Source organism: Thermodesulfobacteriota bacterium, from assembly GCA_034189135.1.
GTDB lineage: Bacteria > Desulfobacterota > Desulfobacteria > Desulfobacterales > JAUWMJ01 > JAUWMJ01.
This window is the reverse complement of record JAXHVO010000131.1, coordinates 1-19,277: the sequence shown is the minus strand read 5'-3', so window position 1 is coordinate 19,277 and position 19,277 is coordinate 1. Positions and strand designations below refer to the sequence as shown.

18 protein-coding genes are annotated in these 19,277 nt (G+C 42.2%); all 18 read right to left on the bottom strand.

Annotation, left to right across the window (positions count from 1 at the left end; genetic code table 11):
* Nucleotides 1-178 precede the first annotated feature (178 nt).
* The 18 genes from SWH54_19575 to SWH54_19490 all read right to left on the bottom strand — a co-directional run bounded on the left by SWH54_19575 (nt 179) and on the right by SWH54_19490 (nt 19,171).
* Nucleotides 179-1,018: a class I SAM-dependent methyltransferase gene (locus SWH54_19575; GenBank protein ID MDY6793469.1), complete on the bottom strand. Its 840-nt coding sequence runs from the start codon at nt 1,016-1,018 to the stop codon at nt 179-181.
* 235 nt (nt 1,019-1,253) lie between these two features.
* Entirely contained in the window at nt 1,254-2,132 is an 879-nt protein-coding gene (locus SWH54_19570; GenBank protein MDY6793468.1) for a hypothetical protein, read from the bottom strand.
* Between the two features lie 462 nt (nt 2,133-2,594).
* Nucleotides 2,595-3,041: a DUF3795 domain-containing protein gene (locus SWH54_19565; protein ID MDY6793467.1), complete on the bottom strand. Its 447-nt coding sequence runs from the start codon at nt 3,039-3,041 to the stop codon at nt 2,595-2,597.
* 114 nt (nt 3,042-3,155) lie between these two features.
* Nucleotides 3,156-4,172, bottom strand: coding sequence for a class I SAM-dependent methyltransferase (locus SWH54_19560; protein MDY6793466.1), 1,017 nt, complete (start codon nt 4,170-4,172; stop codon nt 3,156-3,158).
* A 33-nt stretch (nt 4,173-4,205) separates the two neighbouring features.
* On the bottom strand, nt 4,206-5,063 hold the full coding sequence (locus tag SWH54_19555) for an EFR1 family ferrodoxin (GenBank protein MDY6793465.1): 858 nt from the start codon (nt 5,061-5,063) through the stop codon (nt 4,206-4,208).
* A gap of 72 nt (nt 5,064-5,135) precedes the next feature.
* Nucleotides 5,136-6,299: an EFR1 family ferrodoxin gene (locus tag SWH54_19550; protein ID MDY6793464.1), complete on the bottom strand. Its 1,164-nt coding sequence runs from the start codon at nt 6,297-6,299 to the stop codon at nt 5,136-5,138.
* Nucleotides 6,300-6,321: 22 nt separating this feature from the next.
* Nucleotides 6,322-6,534 (bottom strand): hypothetical protein, encoded by a 213-nt coding sequence (locus tag SWH54_19545; GenBank protein ID MDY6793463.1) that lies wholly within the window; start codon nt 6,532-6,534, stop codon nt 6,322-6,324.
* 19 nt (nt 6,535-6,553) lie between these two features.
* Entirely contained in the window at nt 6,554-7,048 is a 495-nt protein-coding gene (locus tag SWH54_19540; GenBank protein ID MDY6793462.1) for a pyridoxamine 5'-phosphate oxidase family protein, read from the bottom strand.
* Between the two features lie 156 nt (nt 7,049-7,204).
* The gene (locus SWH54_19535) at nt 7,205-7,612 is read right to left on the bottom strand and encodes a methyltransferase domain-containing protein (protein MDY6793461.1); all 408 of its coding nucleotides are present in this window, start codon (nt 7,610-7,612) and stop codon (nt 7,205-7,207) included.
* 2 nt (nt 7,613-7,614) lie between these two features.
* The gene (locus SWH54_19530) at nt 7,615-9,015 is read right to left on the bottom strand and encodes a TolC family protein (protein ID MDY6793460.1); all 1,401 of its coding nucleotides are present in this window, start codon (nt 9,013-9,015) and stop codon (nt 7,615-7,617) included.
* Nucleotides 9,016-9,030: 15 nt separating this feature from the next.
* A complete protein-coding gene (locus SWH54_19525) occupies nt 9,031-12,258 on the bottom strand; it encodes an efflux RND transporter permease subunit (GenBank protein ID MDY6793459.1) in 3,228 nt (1,075 codons plus the stop codon).
* Nucleotides 12,255-13,487, bottom strand: a complete 1,233-nt coding sequence (locus tag SWH54_19520) for an efflux RND transporter periplasmic adaptor subunit (protein ID MDY6793458.1) — start codon at nt 13,485-13,487, stop codon at nt 12,255-12,257. The genes SWH54_19525 and SWH54_19520 overlap by 4 nt, the downstream gene beginning before the upstream one ends.
* 222 nt (nt 13,488-13,709) lie before the next feature.
* Nucleotides 13,710-14,096, bottom strand: a complete 387-nt coding sequence (locus SWH54_19515) for a hypothetical protein (protein ID MDY6793457.1) — start codon at nt 14,094-14,096, stop codon at nt 13,710-13,712.
* Between the two features lie 26 nt (nt 14,097-14,122).
* Nucleotides 14,123-14,953, bottom strand: a complete 831-nt coding sequence (locus SWH54_19510; GenBank protein MDY6793456.1) for an alpha/beta hydrolase — start codon at nt 14,951-14,953, stop codon at nt 14,123-14,125.
* 10 nt (nt 14,954-14,963) lie between these two features.
* Nucleotides 14,964-15,242 carry a hypothetical protein gene (locus SWH54_19505; GenBank protein MDY6793455.1) on the bottom strand — a complete coding sequence of 93 codons (279 nt, stop codon included), beginning with the start codon at nt 15,240-15,242 and terminating at the stop codon, nt 14,964-14,966.
* A gap of 229 nt (nt 15,243-15,471) precedes the next feature.
* Nucleotides 15,472-15,717 (bottom strand): hypothetical protein, encoded by a 246-nt coding sequence (locus SWH54_19500; GenBank protein ID MDY6793454.1) that lies wholly within the window; start codon nt 15,715-15,717, stop codon nt 15,472-15,474.
* Nucleotides 15,718-15,986: 269 nt separating this feature from the next.
* Nucleotides 15,987-18,746, bottom strand: a complete 2,760-nt coding sequence (locus tag SWH54_19495; GenBank protein MDY6793453.1) for a LuxR C-terminal-related transcriptional regulator — start codon at nt 18,744-18,746, stop codon at nt 15,987-15,989.
* Between the two features lie 188 nt (nt 18,747-18,934).
* Complete coding sequence (locus SWH54_19490) at nt 18,935-19,171, bottom strand: LuxR C-terminal-related transcriptional regulator (GenBank protein ID MDY6793452.1); 237 nt, start codon at nt 19,169-19,171, stop codon at nt 18,935-18,937.
* Between the last annotated feature and the right edge of the window lie 106 nt (nt 19,172-19,277).

Sequence of the window (19,277 nt, the reverse complement as noted above, 5' to 3'; positions counted from 1 at the left end):
ACCTTTAACGAGTTGCCAATGCAAGTAAATTATGCATTTTCTGGAAAATCTTCGTTTTACTTCTATGCGATTTTACATCGTAAATTCAAACAGTTTTCAATTGTCGTTCAGACACTAGCTACGAGGAACGAGGGGTACCGCTTATTGCTGTCCACATAATGTGTTATGTGGTGGTTATTCATGATTTCTTTACAACAATAGCAATTTCTACTGATTCAGAGGCGAAGGTTTTACCAGCAACATCTGAGTATAGTCCTTCCACCTTAAAACCATTTTCTTCAAATTCATTTCTAAGTGAGTCTTTGCTGTAATACTGTAGCCAGTTGTATACTATACGTTTTCGTGATTTTTCAATTATTGTGTACTTATCAAGGATTACTTTCTCTTTCTCGTATTTGAATGTGTTAACAAAACAGTAATAATCACCCGGAGACCAAAAGCCATTTAATTGATTCAGTTCGTAGGTTGCTGATTCTCTTTTTTGGTTAAAGCTATTTAAAGAATACACATCAAGCAGCACAGAGCCGTCCGGCTTCAATAATGAATTGAATTTTGAGAGTATTTTTTTTCTTTGCTCTGGACTTAACACACAGAAATCACACATGATCATTATGATAAGGTCGAAACTCTCCGGTGTTTCAAAATCTAAATAGTTTGCATGGACATAATTTATATTTAATCCTTTTTTATCAGCTAACTGTTTTGCATACTTTAGGGAATTTTCAGAGAAATCAATGCCGGTAACAATTGCACCTCGTTCTGCCAGCCTGGTTGTGTATAGCCCTGGACCACAACCAAAATCTGCAATTTCAGTGCTTTTATCCACTTCAAAATGAGAGACAATCCACTCCACAGAGCGCTCAATAAAGCCCTTGTTTCGAGATGAAGCATCAATTGATTCATTTAAGTGGTATTCAAGCATTTGTTTTGATGTATGCTCATTTGTCCACAGCTCATCTGCTGTATAAAATTGAAAAGGTGCAGGGCGTGAATTTATTTCTTTTAGTTCTTTGAACATAATGACTCCTTTGTTGATTATGACACATAACGTACTGCTGTGGGGGCAACAGGATGAGAATACCACAGAAAGTGGCACGTTTAGTAGGAAATAATCAGAAGCTAAAGCTGCGAGTCCCTTCTGTCCCTACCAGCAGATTGTTATGTCGCGATTTCGTAATTGATTGCAACACGAAGTAATCAGCATTTTCTAAAAAACTTTATTATTCAATCAATTAAAGCGATTATTTCCCTATCTAATTATTAAGGATTCCACTCATGCAGGGACGATCATTTCCATCACTATATATGTCGAATCGGTTCCCGCCATCTATTTTTACGCCTTTGATAGTAACATTTTTGTCATAATAAAACTGCCCCTTGAAAGCAACGCTAAGGGAAATAGCTGCATTTTTCTCATTATTATTTAAATACTTTAGGGTGTTTCCCAAAATGAGAAAGGGCTGTGCAAAGTCTCTCTCAAAACCGAATAACCGTGCATAAAACTTGGAATAGTGAATACCGTTCCCATCGCCAGAAATCCGGGCAAAACGAAAGCCATTCCCACTATGCAGAAACCACTCGGCAATTATCTTTGCGTCAGGAATGGATTCGAATGCGACCTTTTCAATGTTTGTATCAGGTTCTCCGAAATATCCTCTATAAAAGAATGTTTCCGTGGCTGTCCAAACAGTTTTTTCTGCGATTTTAATGACAGCAGAAAGATCTATTTCTAATCCTTTTGAAACAATTCTAATACTCGAAATTTCACAAAAAATATCAAATTTTTCATCAGTACCAATTTCTCTGTATTGTATGATTTTTAAATATTTACCTAATACGTTGAACATGGATAAGGGAGCTTGTTTCAGGCTGAGTATTCTCTGAAACAAAGGAAATGCTAAGGTTATTGGGTAGATTAATGAAAGTTCATCACTATTTTTTATATTACAAATTTTATTGAACCGAGATAAATGTTTTCGGTTAATCTCCATTCTAGTCAATGTCGCGGATATGGAAGGAATAGACTCCTTACCATTGAAGTTTTTCGATTTACCCCAAAATGCGTATAAGAGAACTTTTAAAAAAGAGAGTAATGGTGTCTTTTTGTACCGCAAATGTATCGCTTCTGTCATGCTTCACATCCTTATAATTAATAGCTTATCTATAAAATTACTTTATTATTTTAAGAATTTTTTATTCTCTAAACTTCTACCACCTGACTATCCCATATAAAAATATTGAAAGGGCCGGTGTAATAAATTCGATTTTATGTATCATTCTTTTTAAGTTCCAAATTATTCGTCTCCTTCTTTTTTAACTCTTTTATACGAAGTTTAAGAGCGTAGGTATAAATTGCAATAGCAACAATACTACAAACGATACATAAACAAAGAACAAATATCTTCATGACATATCTCTCCTTATTTTACTTCCCTATTTAGAGGCGCCCCCGCTTCAGCATCCGTCAGCTTACAACGACACCATTTAAAACAATGAAATATTACTTAAAAGCAATGACTTTCAAAAACGGCATAGTTCGGGTGGCCTGATGGAACCTGTTGTTATGTTTCAGTTTATTAAACCATACATACGTTCTATAGATATCTACCTATATCTTTGGTTTCTTCGTAATATGCTTCAACGCCTACTTCCTTCATGCGATTGTTCATTTGGAGCCATCTTTTTTCCAAGTGAGGATCAAAATTTGTTTTATCACAAGGAAAATCGTCACATTGAAAACAAAAATCTACGCCCTTATCCTTATAACAATCAATTACACCACAATTAGGATATTTGCATGTACCTTGCCGACAACCTATACAGTCTGGGGCGGCAAAATACGCGAGCAACCTTTTAAATGATGGGTACTCCTTGAATTCTGGCAGGAAGGCTGAAAAACGTTCGGCATAAATATCAAAATTTCCAAGTAGTTTTTGTAGTTCCTTACTATGAAAACTGATATCTCCTTTTGTAAAGGCAAAACATTTACTACAGCTTAATCCGCAAGGTGCAAGAAAACTCAAAATTTCTTGATATTCCATTTTACTCTCCTGGTGGCTTATTAAAAAAAATAACACCCCGTATAGGCGGCTGGTAATGGAGCGCAGCGGAATAGCCAGTCCGAGTTGATATAGTTGTTATCCTTTTTTCAACTTTCATGAATTGTAGGCAACTAATCCCAAAAATGAGCTTCCAGGCATGAATTGATGAATCTTGGTTTTAGATAAACCACATTGCTCCAAAAGCGATTTAATTTCATCTATGTCAGGAAGAGGAGTCAGCCCTATTAAAGAGTTATTAACCACATTCAAGTTCGCCGCACCAATGTCCTTCCCCTTACTGTGGAAATTCATGACAACTATTAAAATACCGTTAGGCGATAGCTTTTTACACAGATTATTCATTAAATCATAACGATCTTCTTCGTTGAAATAATAAAGTATATTTATTAATGAAATCAGATCGAAAGGGCCTACTTTTTCAGAAAAGCTGGATATGTTTCCATGATGAATTTTGAATTGATCTGTCAGGCCCCATGCGTTGATGTTATTCTTTGCCTGATCAACAACTGCTTCATCAATGTCCAAACCTATACCGTTTGCATTACTGTTAATTTCATAAACGCTGCGTAATAAGAAGCCGGAACCGCACCCCACATCTAATACTGTCATAGGATTTCTACCTCGCACCACAGATGCAAGAAAATCCTTAATGATCGGTTCCGTCATTTTCGAAAATCTGGCAACTATCTCTCCTATTTCATTAAGATTGTCTCCAAGCTCTTCCCCATGCATCCGTGAAGTCACTTTTTTATAAGCATCGCTGTAATATGTGACACTTGCCTGTATGATGGCTGCGAGCATATCTCCATTGGCATCTGCAATAGCTTTAGATCTTTTCCCTTTGATATAGAATTTTTCATTTTTAACTGCCAATTCTTTTGCAGCGAGCCCGACTTCTAAAAGCGCATCAAAAAGTTCAGGTCGTTTTATCTGTAATTTCTCAATCAAAGTCTTCCTATCACATGGTTGGCTCAAGGCTTTCAACAAACCGGATTCATAGGCGGCAAAGATAAAATTAATTCTTACGGATGCCTGCCAATCTTTCATAAGGGGGTAAAGACCAGATATTTTCAAAATACGTAGAAATGAAAGAGTATATCTTAAATTCATAAATCTTCTCCTCCTAAAAACTGGATAACGCCGCTAAGCAGCCGCGCGGCTTTTTGCGTCGGTTGCATTAGCTTTTTTTGCTTTTTGCTTTTTTATTTTTAATGGTTTAAAAGTAGGTTCGTAATATATGTTTTTACCTTTTATGCTGCCTTCTCCTTTTTGAAAAATTGCTTGTTTCGGACAATAATTAACACAACGCATACATTGTTCACATGTTTTTGCCCATTTAGGTTTATCATCAACAATTTGTATACTATTAGTCGGACATATTTTTTCACACAATCCACACGAATCACACGTTTCATCCGTTCTAAAATTTCTCCACAAAGTACTGACGCCTAACCATTTGAACAAATAATAATCTTTATAGAAACCAAATTTACTATATGTTGATGGATAATTTAAAGCATGATGGTGTAGCATACCATCTAGAATGTCTTGTGCTATTTCCTTTGCTTTAATTACGCCGGTGTTGATTATCAATTGCGCCTCTTCTTTTGATGGCGGGTTCATCGATACTGTCCAATTTATAGGCATTTGAATAACTTCACTATAAGTTACATTAAGTCCCTTCTTTTTCAAAATTTTAGCGCTTTCCTTAACAGAAAAACCTGATTCGTCTGAGTTACCTGCTGTAATCAATATAAAAGTATTTATTGGACTTTTAAATCTAGGCAAATTTAATAAATGTTTCCTGCATATTCGTGGAATTCCAAACGCATAAACTGGAAAACAAAATCCAATTAAATCTGCGTCTTGGTTTATATTAGATTTGTCTGTAATAGAAGAAAGTGTAGCTTTACAGCCGTTTTGAATAAACATTTCTTTACACGTATCTATAATTTTATACGAGTTGCCGGTTCCTGAAAAATATTTTAACTCTACATTCATAATAATTTTTTCTTTGTCTTTTCATTGAAAACAGAACCATCAAAAAATATACCGGCTCGAAACCAGTGTATTTTACTTGTTTGAATGCAGCAAAATGTCCCCCTGATCTATCTTATTTTTTTCTTTTATTTTCTGTCTTTTCATCAGAAATCTAACCCGGGTTTCCGGATCATGAAACCGTTTGAAATAATGGGTCAGCGTCGTAACGCTGAATAGCGTATTGACCGCCGGAATCCGGATCAGCATCCAGAATATCCAATAGGATAAAAAAAGAGCTGGTATATAGTAAAGCGCTTCAACCAAAAGCATGAGCCAATAGTTTTTAATCCCCAAAAAGCTCCCTACAGCATTGGTCAGCCCCGTCGTTATATTTGCGAACACAGGGACAGCCATGATAAAGGTTAGCAGGAAAGCCCAGGAGTGCCCGGCCTCAACCGCCTTTTTCCTGCAATACCCCATGCATCGCATGCAATTTTCGCAGTGATAGGTCCAGAACGGTCGCTTCTTGCCAAAAAAGCTTTTCATTTCAATAGCATGGTTTGGGCACATTTTTGCACACATCCCACAGGACACACAATTGTTGTTGGCAAACATGATTTTAGCCATAGTTGTTTTAGCGAAAATCAGATAGAGAATCGGAAATATCGGAATCAACCAAAACAAAAAGCTTGCCCATATGCCTTCATACAGGTTGTTCAGGGTAAACAGCACCCGCTTGCCCGCCATCACACGAGACATGAAAAACTCAATTTTCCTTTTTGATTTTTTACATATACCGTTCACGGCAGCAAGCGTAAGGCTGGGATGAAGATTGTTAAAGTTGGATGCCATGTCCAGACTGAAAAATCCCCGGATATCATACCCCTTGAACAATAGGACCAATGCGGCAAAGAAGTTTGCAAAACCGGCTGCGCCCGGTACCTTTACAGGCCCAATCCAAAAAGCACCTCGGGTGGCAATGCTCAGAACCGTTGCTTTCTTTTGCCGGGGCATTTTGATCAAAAATTTGATCATGGACCAAGGCGGCATAAATCCGTGCGTGGGAAACAAGACAGTGGTCAGTTGACGGTCGCAATGTTTAAAATCTTCTTGCAAGTCAGCATTTTCGATAAATTTAAGTTGGGTTGCAATTCCGCTTTTTTCAAAAAAGTCTTCTATCCACCGTGCCACCCGAAAGGTATTGCCGGTACCGCTTAAAACATAGAGCAATGAAGTGTCGAATGATTTCATATCCATATGATTTCCATTCCGCTTTGGGTTAGGGATTCGCAAGCTGTAGCTCTTTTCCTCGAACTAAACTTATGCCCAACCAGAAAGCCCATACTGGAGCTAAGATTAGATATATCACCAATCCTGTAAGAGCGATATTTTTAAGGTCAAAAACTTCACCAGCAAATGCTGTCAAAGTAAAAATTCCCAAAATTATCGTCAGCCAACCTACTACTATTCTGAATGAATCTTGCTGTTCCATAGTTTTCCTCTAATGAGTTTTAGGCACTCCAGCTACCGCTGGTCATCTCACCAATATGAACTGGTTCGACTTTGGTGAACTCGATATCCCTTACCATGCTCATATTTCGCCACATTAGTGCATGCCCCTTACTAAAACTGACACGCTGGACTCTTTTTTGCCAAAGCGCAATTTCCTTGTCGGTGGCTTCCCTCAACTCACCAGCTACTCCATGCAGTCGAACTGCTGGTGGATTAGTAAATTTCCCGCCTACCAGCGACTTGATCCAAAACCATCTACTACTATTAACCGCCAGAACACAAACCTGTTTGTTACTTCCCAAATTGCGCGGAAGATGTCGCGGGAATTTTTCGAAATAAAACCCATGACCTGGCTTACCAAGTATCAATGCCCCTATCGGAGTTACGTGCGGCTCACCGCCCTCAGACACAGTTGTTATTGCATAGTGAAATGAAGATTTGAACGACTCCTTGAAGAGGCTTTTTACTTCTTTCCAATTTTCACGAATATCCATGTTTTAACTCCTCTCGGTGACTTTGGGCTGGAATGCCTAACTGATCTTTGACAGTAAGATTTTAATTAACTAATAAAAACAACGCATTAATACACTCCAAAAAGTTCTTGGCACTACCGCTGGCTGTGTTCAGTATTCAGGCAACTTCTCGGATCGTTATCGTGGCTTTTTCTGATATTCGGCAACTAAGGCAGAAAACAGCATATCATAAATAATCTTGTCTGCACCCTTTATGAGTAACCGCTGCTCTTTCTGCAATTTAAAACCGTTCTTATTTAGCAAATCCATAATATACGGTGAAGAATGTTTGAATATTGGTATACCCCATGATGTATCATCCTTGATGTAAGAACTTTTCGTTTCTTGCGACGCAATTGTAAAGGCAAATATCCCGCCGTGTTTCATCACTCGCTCTACTTCAACAAAAAGATTGCTCAAATCACCCACAAAATGCATTGTGCCGCAACAGATAACATGGTCGAAATAATGATCTTTATATGGAATCTGGTCACAAGTCATATCAAATAAACTTAATTCTTGTGCAAACGATTTGGTATTGACCACTATTAATCGGCAAAAGATAGCAGTATCCGCCCTGTATCTGTTTCAAGATTGAACCACGCCTGCCTGAGAGATACCAGGGCCAAGGCCAAACGACTCTGTGCTGAGATAAGGTCACGCTGGGCTTCATTCAGGCGCACCAGAGAGCCCAGCCCTGCTGCATACTCTTTTTCTACCAGATCACGATTTTGGCGAACCAGGTCAGCATTAGAACGTTGAAGAACCAGCTCCTTCTGGGCGGAGTGCAGTTTTGCCAGAGATGCACGAACCTCGGAACTTACCTTTAGTCTTACATCCTCCAATGCTTTCTCAACTTCAACCTGTTTGGCTTTTGCTTCCCTGTACCTTGCACGGTTCGCTCCACCGGCAAAAAGATTGTATTCAAGCATTATAGCCACTGTATTACCGAAATCTTCATTCTCAAAACTTCCATTCTCTGCCCTGTTCCCCTCCATAGTTGCCAACAGGTTAACCGTGGGGAAAAATTTGGCACGGGCAATTTTAATTTCTGATATGGCCTGTTTTAATGCAAATTCGCTTTGCAGAACATCCGGACGATGAGATTGTGCGTAAGTGATAAGGGTTTCGGGGACAGGGGAAAACAGTTCCTCGGGTATTTCATGTTCAAGCTTTGCCAGTTCGAGGCTTGCAGGAAAAACCGCTCCCGGAACCCCTAAAATAGCGGCCAATCCGAACATGGCCACTTCATAGGCTTTCTCTGCATTTATCCGTTTGGCTTTGGCCGAGTTGACCCGGACTCCAAAGTTCAGTTCATCACTCAGCGACCCGCTTCCTACACGGCGACGGGCTCTGGCTTCCATAAGCTGCTGCTGGTTAAACACTTCATCTGCTTTGGCTATGGCGATGTTTTCCAGGGCCAGTTGAGCTGCAAAATAGGCCCCTGCCACTGACGATAACAGCAGGCGTTTTGCATCCCTTTGAGCTGATTCGCTTTGGCCTTCCCCATAGCGTGCAGCAGCATTTGCAAATTTTCGCTCAAAACCGTTGAATAAAACCCAGGTGGCGGTGAGTTCACCCTTGTAATAGTCTTCCGGGTCCTCAATAGTAGCGTTGGGGTTGAAAAGCCTGGCATTGGTCAGATTTGTTTGATAGTCATTATCCGAAAGTGAAACTTGAGAAGCCGAAGCCTTAGCATCCAACCGGGGCCAATATGCCGAACGGGCCTGAAGGACGCGCTCCCTTGCCTGTCTGACCCGGGCCTGGGCTGCTGCAAGGGACGGATTGTCCGCCAGAGCAATCTTTCCTGCGGTTTTCAGGTCCAGGACCCGGATCGTATTCAAGTCGAGCGATTCTGTCCGAATATCCTGGATATCCTGTGCAAGGCCCTTTGCTGATAGTATTATGATTATATATGGGACTAATACTAAATAGCCATATCGTTTCATCGTCTCTACTCCCTTTTAAGTAAAAACAGGTCTTGTTTCCATAGCAGGTTCATCTGTCAGAGGATCCAGATGCCGATCCCGTGCCGGTTCCACGTCCACCCGTTTTGGCCAAAAGCCATGTTTCAGCCGATGGACCAGAAGACGGGCATCGCTGAGCAACGCCATCAGGCTGGGAACCAGCACCAGGGTTAAGACAGTTGCAAAGGCAATGCCTGCGGCAATGGAAAGGACCATGGGAATGAGGAAATTAGCCTGAAAGTCCGTTTCCATGATCAGCGGAGTCAGTCCGCCTATCGTACTGAGTGAAGTAAGAAAGATGGCCCTGAACCGCCGCGCACCCCCGCTTAAGACCGCGTCAAAAAACGACATCCCTTCGGCAATATTCTCGTTGATCCGTTCGATCAATACAATGGCGTCGTTGACCACCACTCCTGTAAGAGCCACAATCCCGAATATGCTCATGATCGACAGATTATAGCCTAAAAGAAGGTGTCCAAAAGCCGCGCCAATGATCCCGAAGGGTATCGTAAATAGAATCACAAAAGGCTGGGCATAAGAACGGAACATGGTTGCGATAATAATGAAAATCCCCAGTATGGCCAGGGGATAACCCACAAACAGACTGTCAAACGACTCCCGCATCTTTTTCTGTTCTCCCTGAAGAGCCACATTGAGTCCCGGATATTGCCGCTTAAGCTTAGTGAAAAAGTTTGATGAAAGTTCGGAAAAAATTTCATTGGCATTGGCCTTGTTGGTGTCCACGTCTGCACTAACAGCCACGCGGCGCATCCCATCAGTGCGTGTGATGGTTGAGTATCCCGGTGCAAAAGAAATGTCTGCCACCGATATCAACGGAACTTCATGTCCGTTTCGGGTTCTTATACGCACCCTTTCAAGGTCTGAAACCCGTCTGCGTTCATTTGCGGTATAGCGAACCTTGATCCGGATATCGTCCCGTCCACGTTGCAGGCGAAGTGCTTCATCCCCGTAATAACCGGCATAAATCTGTTTTGCCAGGTCATCCACGGTCAGCCCCAGGGTCCTTGCTTCGGGTTTTAATTCAAGCCGCATCTCATTTCTTCCCGGCGAAAAGTCGCTACGGACCTGATAGACCCCTTCGAACATGCGGAGTCGATCCATAAGATCATCGGCTGCAGCAAGTATGTCGTTCATGTCCTGTCCCTGGAGCCATACTTCGATGGGCGCACCAGGAGGCCCGGCTTCCAGGCCCGCGAAAGTCAAAGACTTTACCCCAGGGATTGGCCCTATCTCCTTTTCCCATTGGACCATCAAATCTTTTGTGTGAATTCCACGCCGCTTTGAGTCCAGGAGTATGGCCTGAACCGAACCCAAGTAAGGCCCTGATCTTGGTATCCCCTCCATGGTCTGGCCGACCAGAGCCATGCGGTCTTGGATTAGAGGATCCCCCGAACGGGTTTCGGTGTGCTCAGCCAGGCGCAGCAGTGCCGCTTCGACCTGTTCAATTGCTTGTTCGGTAACCTCCGGCGGTGTCCCGCTGGGAAATTCTACGGTTGATGTAATAATAAACCCGTCAACCTCCGGAAATATTTCGAACTTCAGGATGCCTCCCTTGATCAACCCGATGGTTAGGAGAAGGATGCTGACGGCAATACAAAGTGAAATATAGCGCCAGTAAAGAACCCTGCTTAAAAATGGAGTATAAACATGGGCCACAAACCATTCCATTCCGGAACTGGTCAGGCGATGCACTATTTCCAGTTTACGTGTCAGGGGGTTTCGATTATTGTTGCTTGTATTTGGGTCCGGAAGATGGCTCAGATGAGCCGGCAGCAAAATAAAACATTCCAATAGTGAAACTACCAGGCAGGCAATAACCACCGCAGGCATGATGGAGATGAATTTGCCCATAATACCACCGACATAGAAAAGCGGTAGAAGCGTTACAATAGATGTTGTTACAGCGGCAATCACCGGCATGCCTACTTCACAAACACCTTCCACCGCCGCCTTTATGGGTGGCTCACCCTGCTTGCGGTGGAAATAGATCGCTTCGCCCACTACAATGGCATCATCCACCACGATGCCCAAAACCAGTATTAATCCGAGAAGTGATACCATGTTGATACTGCCGCCGATGGCCCAGAGAATAGCCATTGCACCTGCAATGGAAACTGGAATCCCCATCCCTCCCCAGAATGAGAGCCGGGCATTTAAAAAACACCACAACAGTAAAAAGACAATCATCAGCCCCATAATGAGGTTTTTCGACAGCATATTGATCCGCGACCGGAGCATGTCCGTATTATCATAAAGTGTTTTTATATGGGCACCAACAGGCAGTTGCATCTGTTTTTGTGAGATAAACTGTTGAACAGCCTCTGATATGACTAAAGCGTCTTCTTCTTTGGTTTTATAAACAGTGAGAAGAACAGATGGCTCGCCGTTTATCAGGGCATTGATGGGATCTTCGGTAAATCCGTCGTTAATGGTGGCCACACGATCCAGGGTGATGATTTCTCCTTCAGGGCGGGCCAGAACAACAATGGAAGAAAGTGCCTCACCCGTATATTTACGTCCTAAAGTTCGTACCCGAATCTCTTCTCCCTGAGTCCGAATGGTTCCGCCTGCAAGATTCAGGCTGCTGCGCCGAATGGCATCCACAATCATGTTGAAAGTTAATCCATATTCACGCAGCCGTTCTTCGGATACCTCGATACCGATTTCATACCCCCTGGCACCGAAGATTTCCACTTTAGAAACCTCTGGAAGCTGCTGGATTTCGTCCTTTATTCTCTCCGACCACTCTTTGATTCTCCGTTCGGACATGTCGCCGGAAAGATAGAGCAACATGACCGGGTCCTTAAGCATATACTCAGAGATGACCGGCTTTTCCGCATCAACCGGAAAAGTGGAAATGGCATTCACTTTGGTTCGGACCCTGTCCAATACATCGCTCACATCATAATCTTGTTTCACTTCGATCGTGGCGGTTCCGGCATTTTCACTCGACTGAGTGGTATACTGTTTGATCCCTTCCAGGCCTTCTAGGGCCTCTTCAATCTTTTGACAGATCCCTTCTTCAACTTCTTCGGGATCGGCCCCGGGATAGAGAACTGAAATCGTAATCATGTCCAGAGAAAATTCCGGAAAATTCTCTCGGATCATGGACACGGTGGCGATTCCACCTGCCAGAAAGATCAGGACAAGAACAATATTGGCAAATACCGTGTTTCGGGCAAATGCTGCCAGTACGCGTTTCATGATTGCTTTTCCTTTTGGTTTTTATTTGTTATTTCCAACAGTGCATTTTCCAGCGGATCGATGAGTCGTGTGGTTACAACCATATCGCCAGCATTCAGACCGCCGTATACATAGACATTCTCACCTTCTATACGTGCTACCTTTGCAGGCACTGTTTCCAGGCGATTATTAACCGCAAGATGTACCGTATTCTCAAAGCTCACCGCCTGGCGGGGGAGTCGGAAAACGTTATGCAGAGTTCTGCCCGGAATCTTTACCGAGCAGAACATGCCGTCCACCAGGGGCAAAGGCTGAGGATTTTTCTTCTTTGCGGTTTCGGCATAGATCCTAACAGCAACCGTAAGGGTCCGGGTCTGCTGGTCAAACTTCACCACCCGGTGCAGTTGGCCGTCCCAGGTCTGCCCGTTATTATTCTCTGTCCAGCGAATCTTGCATGGCACTTTCTTAAGGCCGGAAAACCATGCGGTTTTATCATCTGTTTTTTCTCCATTAAAACACAGCCATTCACGGGCATCTCGACTGTCTAAAGGCACCTGGATTTCCAGAACCGAATCATCTGCCAGGGTGACCACATTTTGTCCCGGAGTGACATACTGACCTTTTTCCAAAGAAACCGATTTGACACGTGCGTTAAAAGGGGCCCGGACCTCACATCGTTCAAGATTGGTTTCTGCTGTTTCCAAAACCTGTGCAATCTGGTTTGTCAGATCAGATGCAGAAAGCATGGCCTTCTCAGCCGCTTCAACACCTGCCAGGGTTCCAACCCTGTTATTTTCAAACAATTTCCGAACCCGCTCATACTCATTTTTTGCCAGTTCATGACTTCGTTCAAGGATGGTTAAACGTTTCCTGCCGGTTTTACGGACGGTCATATAATCTGTTGGGTCAATTTTAAAAAGGACCTCTCCTTGGGGAATTATCTCACCGGCTTCTAATCTGGGGTGTATCTTAATGATTTTCCCCGCAACTTCAGATGCGATGGGTACGACATTCAACGTTTTTACTTCGCCATAGCCGGTTATAAATACCGGAATATCCTCTTGCTTCACCTGCAGTGCTTCAACCCGCAAGTGGCGTTCGCCATTTTTTGCCTCGGCCGGAGGGGTTTTCATACTTGCCATCATTTTCATCCCCATTACGCCAACAATAAGAACAATTATGGAAACAACCATGCTAATAAGTACAACCCTCGCCGGTTTTTTGGCCTTTTCTGTTTTATTTATTTCCATCTGATTTTACCTTTTAAAATTGATGATTCCCGGTTTGCCGGTCTATTTAGCTAATAATCCTTTTTTTCAGTTGCGATTCCAGCAGCTTCCGATCGCTGCCCACTGATCGAAGTTCGATAATCTCTAACCATTTCATAGTGAACATTCCTTTATATTTTCAATTTATTGAATTAAAATTATGACTTTGATATAATCACTCATTGGTCACTCCTAAGCATAAAATCAAGCATTCTGGTTATTCATTCCAAGCCACTGTTTTGCATCATCCATTTCAGCAAAAATTTTTATATTATCCCAACCCCTATTCATTGCGACTGTGACCAAAAATTTGTCTTTGTCATCAATGTGGTCTTTTATCGGGTTAACAAGAGCTATCCTATGATGTTTGGTTATGCCCGCGGTTTCAAAATACTCTACAATTAAAACGCAATGTAAGGGCGATAAATGTTGAGCAGAAAAATTATGAATTAAAATTTTAAAACTGTTGTACCGGTTACATGCATTGGATATCTCGTTAACCAACGTTTTTACATCACTAAAATTTTCAAATCTATAACAGCTTACTAGGATAAAATTCATTTTGTTTTTTATTTCGAATAATTCTGACATATTTAATCTCCAACCCGCCCAAACCATCACGCCTGGCTCGTTAAGAAATTTCTTATATGCTGCGTTACCAATTCCGGTTGGTCTTCCTGCAGAAAATGGCCGCTGTCAGGGACGATGACTAATTTGGAATTGGGAATATCCTCGTTTAGTTGATCAGCGATGTTCACACCAAAAAGGCGATCTTTTGCAGCCCACAAAATTAAAGTCGGATTCTGTATTTGGCGTATGTTTTCAACAGGTTCGATCATCTCTTCCGGCGGTTCCAGCAGGGTCAGCCTGAATGCTCTGCGACTGTTACGGTTTTGCATATACGGGTTCCGGTAGAGATTCACCACTTCATCGGTGATCACTTGTTTTTGATACACCCCGTGACGTCTTAAGTTATCCTTAAATATAAAGCGTACCAGTGACCAGCGCGCCATTAATCGACTTCGCAGACTTTTCACCATGAGTTTCAGCAATATGGGCCACTCTACATAGGGTGATGTATCTGTGATCACAAACCTGCGGGTCATCTCCGGAAAACGCGAAACAAATCCCAAAGCTGCCATACCACCTGTGTCATGACCTACCAGATCGGCTTGGTCAATCCCCAGGGCATCATACAAATGCTTTAAAAAATCGACAAAAAAATCAAGGTTATACGCCACATCTTCCGGTTTGTCCGAATTGCCGTAACCCGGCAGATCAGGTGCAATCACATAAAAATTCTCCGCCAGCTTGGGCATAATATTCCGCCACAAATAACAATTGGTCGGCCATCCGTGCAGCAGTACCAGGGTTTGATTTTCCTTATCTCCGGCGGTTACGTAGTGAATCTTTAAGTTGTTTTTAAGTTGAATAAATTCACTTTCCATTTTGACTCCTCTATTTTTTGGTTGGACGTTGGGCCAAACCAATAAGATACCTTTGTCCCTTTGCTGAACAAAAACCATGGCCGCTTATTGCTGGTTTGATAGATGGGCGATACCGTTTTTGTAAGCAGGTTCCAATGACAATAAAAATCCTGCTCACTCCCAGGACAAATTTTTTGAAAATTCCTACCTTACGATTATTTACAGCTCGGGATATTTTGATTCGCTTGAAATCATCTAATATTTGTTGTTGCCTTTCTTTGACTAAAAGTTCCATCAAATATAAATCCATCGTCTTCTCTCCTATCTTGTTCCTGATTATAAATGATCTTGTTTTTAAGCGTTATCCATTATTTGACTTTATCTGGCATTTAGTGCTAATTTCATGCCATAATTGAATGCTCATAAATTACAATAAGTTATAAAAACTTGTTTTACAAAAATGCCAAATGCGATAATTTTTCTTGTCATATATGGTAAGTAAGATTATTTTTCCTAAATATGATAACGATTTTTGTTCTTCATTTCTTGGTATTTTGTTCGAATTCAACACGCTTTACGGAAATCAAAGGTAAACCAAGGTCGCGTACTCGAACGAGCAATCCATGCAAAGCTGGTTGGTCTAATACTTTGCCTGTTATGTTTGTAAAAGCTCCCTCGGATTCAATTGTCATACCCTCAAACCAATCAGACCACTGGCTTCCGAGATTTCCTTTTACTTTTATTTGATAGTCCGCCGGACCATGCCAAACTTTGTGTTTTGCCATTGCCAGATTCCTTTCAAAGAAAATCGATCATTTTTTTTAAAATTAAAATAAGCCACTCAATGGAGAATGTAATCGTCCGAAAGTATGATTTTTAGGGATGATTTTTAGTATATGAAGGTAGGTTTGTGATTTGTCTAGAAATGGGGATTATTCTGTTAATAATTACTTGGGAAGATAGAAAGAAGGGCAAGAGGTTCAAAGTTAAACTCTCAATATGTGGACAAATATGTAAAATAGTTCCTCAGCTAAATAGTAAACTATCATTATAACTATAATAGTTCCAACTCTTTAGCTTTTACTATCGCTTCGGTGCGGCTGTGCACGTTTAGTTTGCCATAGATGTTCCTAAGGTGGGTTTTAACCGTACTCATCGAGATGAACAACTCCTCCGTGATTTTTTTGTTGGATAGTCCTGCTGCAATTAACCTAAGCACCTCCAATTCACGCTCACTCAAGAGCTCAACCAGACCGTCATCTGTTTTAATCAGCTTGTTTAACCTGAATGCTGACAGCAATTTTTTTATATACGCCCGTAGAACATCAACCCTTGTATCGAGAATTTTTTCCAACAAGTTAGCGATAGGTAGGCCTTCATCTACAAAAATGCGGATGAAGCCACCCTGTGCGCCATGAATGACCGCATTCTTCAACGGCACAAGAGCCTTATCATTTTCACCTATCGCTTCGTGGGCCAAGCTCTCAAGGAGAGATAACTCAATGAATTGCTTGACAAAACCATTCTTGCCAACTTTATCTCGTAAATCAGCTATTCTGTCCATGATCAAGCGAAGGTTTTCTATTGTCCGACCAACTCTCGCGAGCGCGATGTTCAACCTGAACCAGGTCAGCAGCTGGAACTGACGGGCGACATCCCACGGTGCCAATCGTATATCGCCATCAAAAGGGATGACTTCTTTGCGTACATCCTCTATCCAAGCTCGCACCTTCACTATCGCTTTTGCTGTAGGCAGGCCCTCATAAAAGTGTAATCGCATACGTAATGCATTCGTGTAAAAATCCCCATCTGGCCAGCTTCGTTCTAATGCCATGATCGCTTCTTCGGCGGTTTCATGCCGCCGCTGGGAGTAAAGCAAACAAGCCAGAGTTCTATAGCCTATAATGTGCATTTCATATTCACCTGTCCATTGGATCAACCTGAGACCATAGGCCAACGCCTCCTCGGCTTGTTTAAGTTTATTCTGCTCAAAGCATGCAACCCCTAACAGAATGTGCAGTCCGCCAACTGGTGGAAGATTTCGATCTGCGTCGACCACCAGCCGATTGATTTCGTCAAGACTCGCTTGACAAATCTTCATCACCTGATCCAATCGCCCGAGATGAAACGCAATCCAGGCACGATTGATGAGACCATAGACTGCAGCGTAGAAGTTTCCTCCTTTTATTCCCTGCTGATAGGTTTGTTTAAAAGCATCCTCTGCTGCTTGAGTATTACCCAATCCTAGGTGCCCGAATCCAATCATAGATGTGTTAACACTGCGGATGGCGTAATCATCCTCCGGGAGTAGCGTCAGGGCACGTTGGGCAAGCCTTATAAGTTTTTCTGGATCATGGCCGTGCGCGAAAGGTGACTGCATTACTAATGCCCGTATGCTGGCGGCGTGCCCGTTTATTATCTTCACAAGACCATCATCGGCTTTGGATTCAATGAGATAGTTCTCGGCCTGTTGAAGCAGGTTCTCAATTTCTTCCCGGAAGTCTTCACGCTGCATCGTTGCCAATGCCCAAGCTTTAACGATCCACATCCTTGGATGGGATCGCATCGAAGACGCTGGAAGAGATGCAAACCACTCCAGCACCTTCTGCACTTCCCCACTGTATAGCATTTTGAAGGCATGACGGTCGATAAGCTCGGCGGCTCGGTTCAAGTCGGGATGGCGCAAGGCATGCTTGACGGCATCCTGTATATGTCCATTTACCTCAAACCATGACGCCGCGCGCAGGTGCAGGTCAGGGATGAGGTCAGGGTTTTCCTGTTGAAGCCTGTTGTGAAGCAGTTCGAGGAAGAGATGGTGATAACGATACCAGCAACGTTTGTTGTCCAACGGAAAAATGAACAGATTGGCTCTTTCCAGGTCATCCAATATTTTCTGGCTGCCTTTTTGACCGGTAAGAAAATCACAGAGTGGTCCTGATAAACGATTGAGAATAGACGTTTGCAGCAGGAAATTTTGCATATGCCCCGGCTGAAGATTCAATACTTCTTCCCCCAAATAATCAATAACATGGCGGTCGTCTCCAGCAAATGTCTTTATAAACTCAGGAATATCTTTGCGACCTCGCATTGATAATGCTGCCAGTTGCAGCCCCGCAATCCAGCCTTCTGTGCGCGCTTTTAATACAGAGATATCATGACTTGAGATTCCAAGGTTCATGACCTTTTTTAAGAATTGAGACGCTTCATCATAAGTGAAACAAAGGTCGGCAGTATGAAGCTCGTTTAGTTGATTCCTAACCCTCATTCTAGCCAGTGGTAATGGCGGGTCGATGCGGGTGGCGATGACAAGGCGTAGTTGAGCTGGCATATAATCGAGCAAAAATTCAACAATACTATGAATCCGTTTATTATCGATGCAGTGATAATCATCAAGGGCAAGCGTGCATTTATTGGGGATTTCAGAAATCTCCTTGATCAGACTTGTCATGATTGACTCGATCGGTGGTTTTTGAGGGGATCGCAGCATGGCCAGCGCAGTTTCACCGATAGTTACATCAATGCTCTGCAAGGCACCGACTAAATAATAAATGAATTGGACAGGATCATTATCGTCTTTGTCCAGTGAAATCCAAGCCACGGGTATTTTATTATCGGAAATCCACGCACTCAAAAGGGTTGTCTTTCCAAAACCGGCAGGTGCGGAAATAAGCGTGAGCTTATGATGAATGCCCTTATTCAGTCGATCAATCAAATGCGTTCGCTGGACTAAATCAGGTCGCGGTTGTGGTATGTATAGTTTTGTTTCAAGGAGAGGAAGTTGTGCATCTTTGATGTTAATTGTTCTATTCCCCATTTTCTTTATAGCCAGCAGCATTCAAAGCCAATTAATTAAAAATAATTGAAAGATCAATTGTTTGATAACATATTAAAAACATTAAGAAATTCAAAGATCCGATATGCATTTAGAAGAAATAATAATAAACCCTTCCTGTGAACATATCTGAAAAACCGCTGCACAACTATAAGCAAATCACTATAATACTATAAAAGATCCAACTCCTTAGCCTTAACTATAGCTTCGGTGCGGCTGTGCACGTTTAGTTTGCCATAGATGTTCCTAAGGTGGGTTTTAACGGTGCTCAATGAGATGAAAAGTTCCTCCATGATTTTATTGTTGGATAGCCCGGCGGCAATGAGCCTCAGCACCTCCAGTTCACGTTCACTCAACCGTTCGACTAGACCATCATCGGTTTCTATTAGTTTGTGTCTGAACGACAATTGAAAACTGTTTGAATTTACGATGTAAAATCGCATAGAAGTAAAACGAAGATTTTCCAGAAAATGCATAATTTACTTGCATTGGCAACTCGTTAAAGGTAAATAA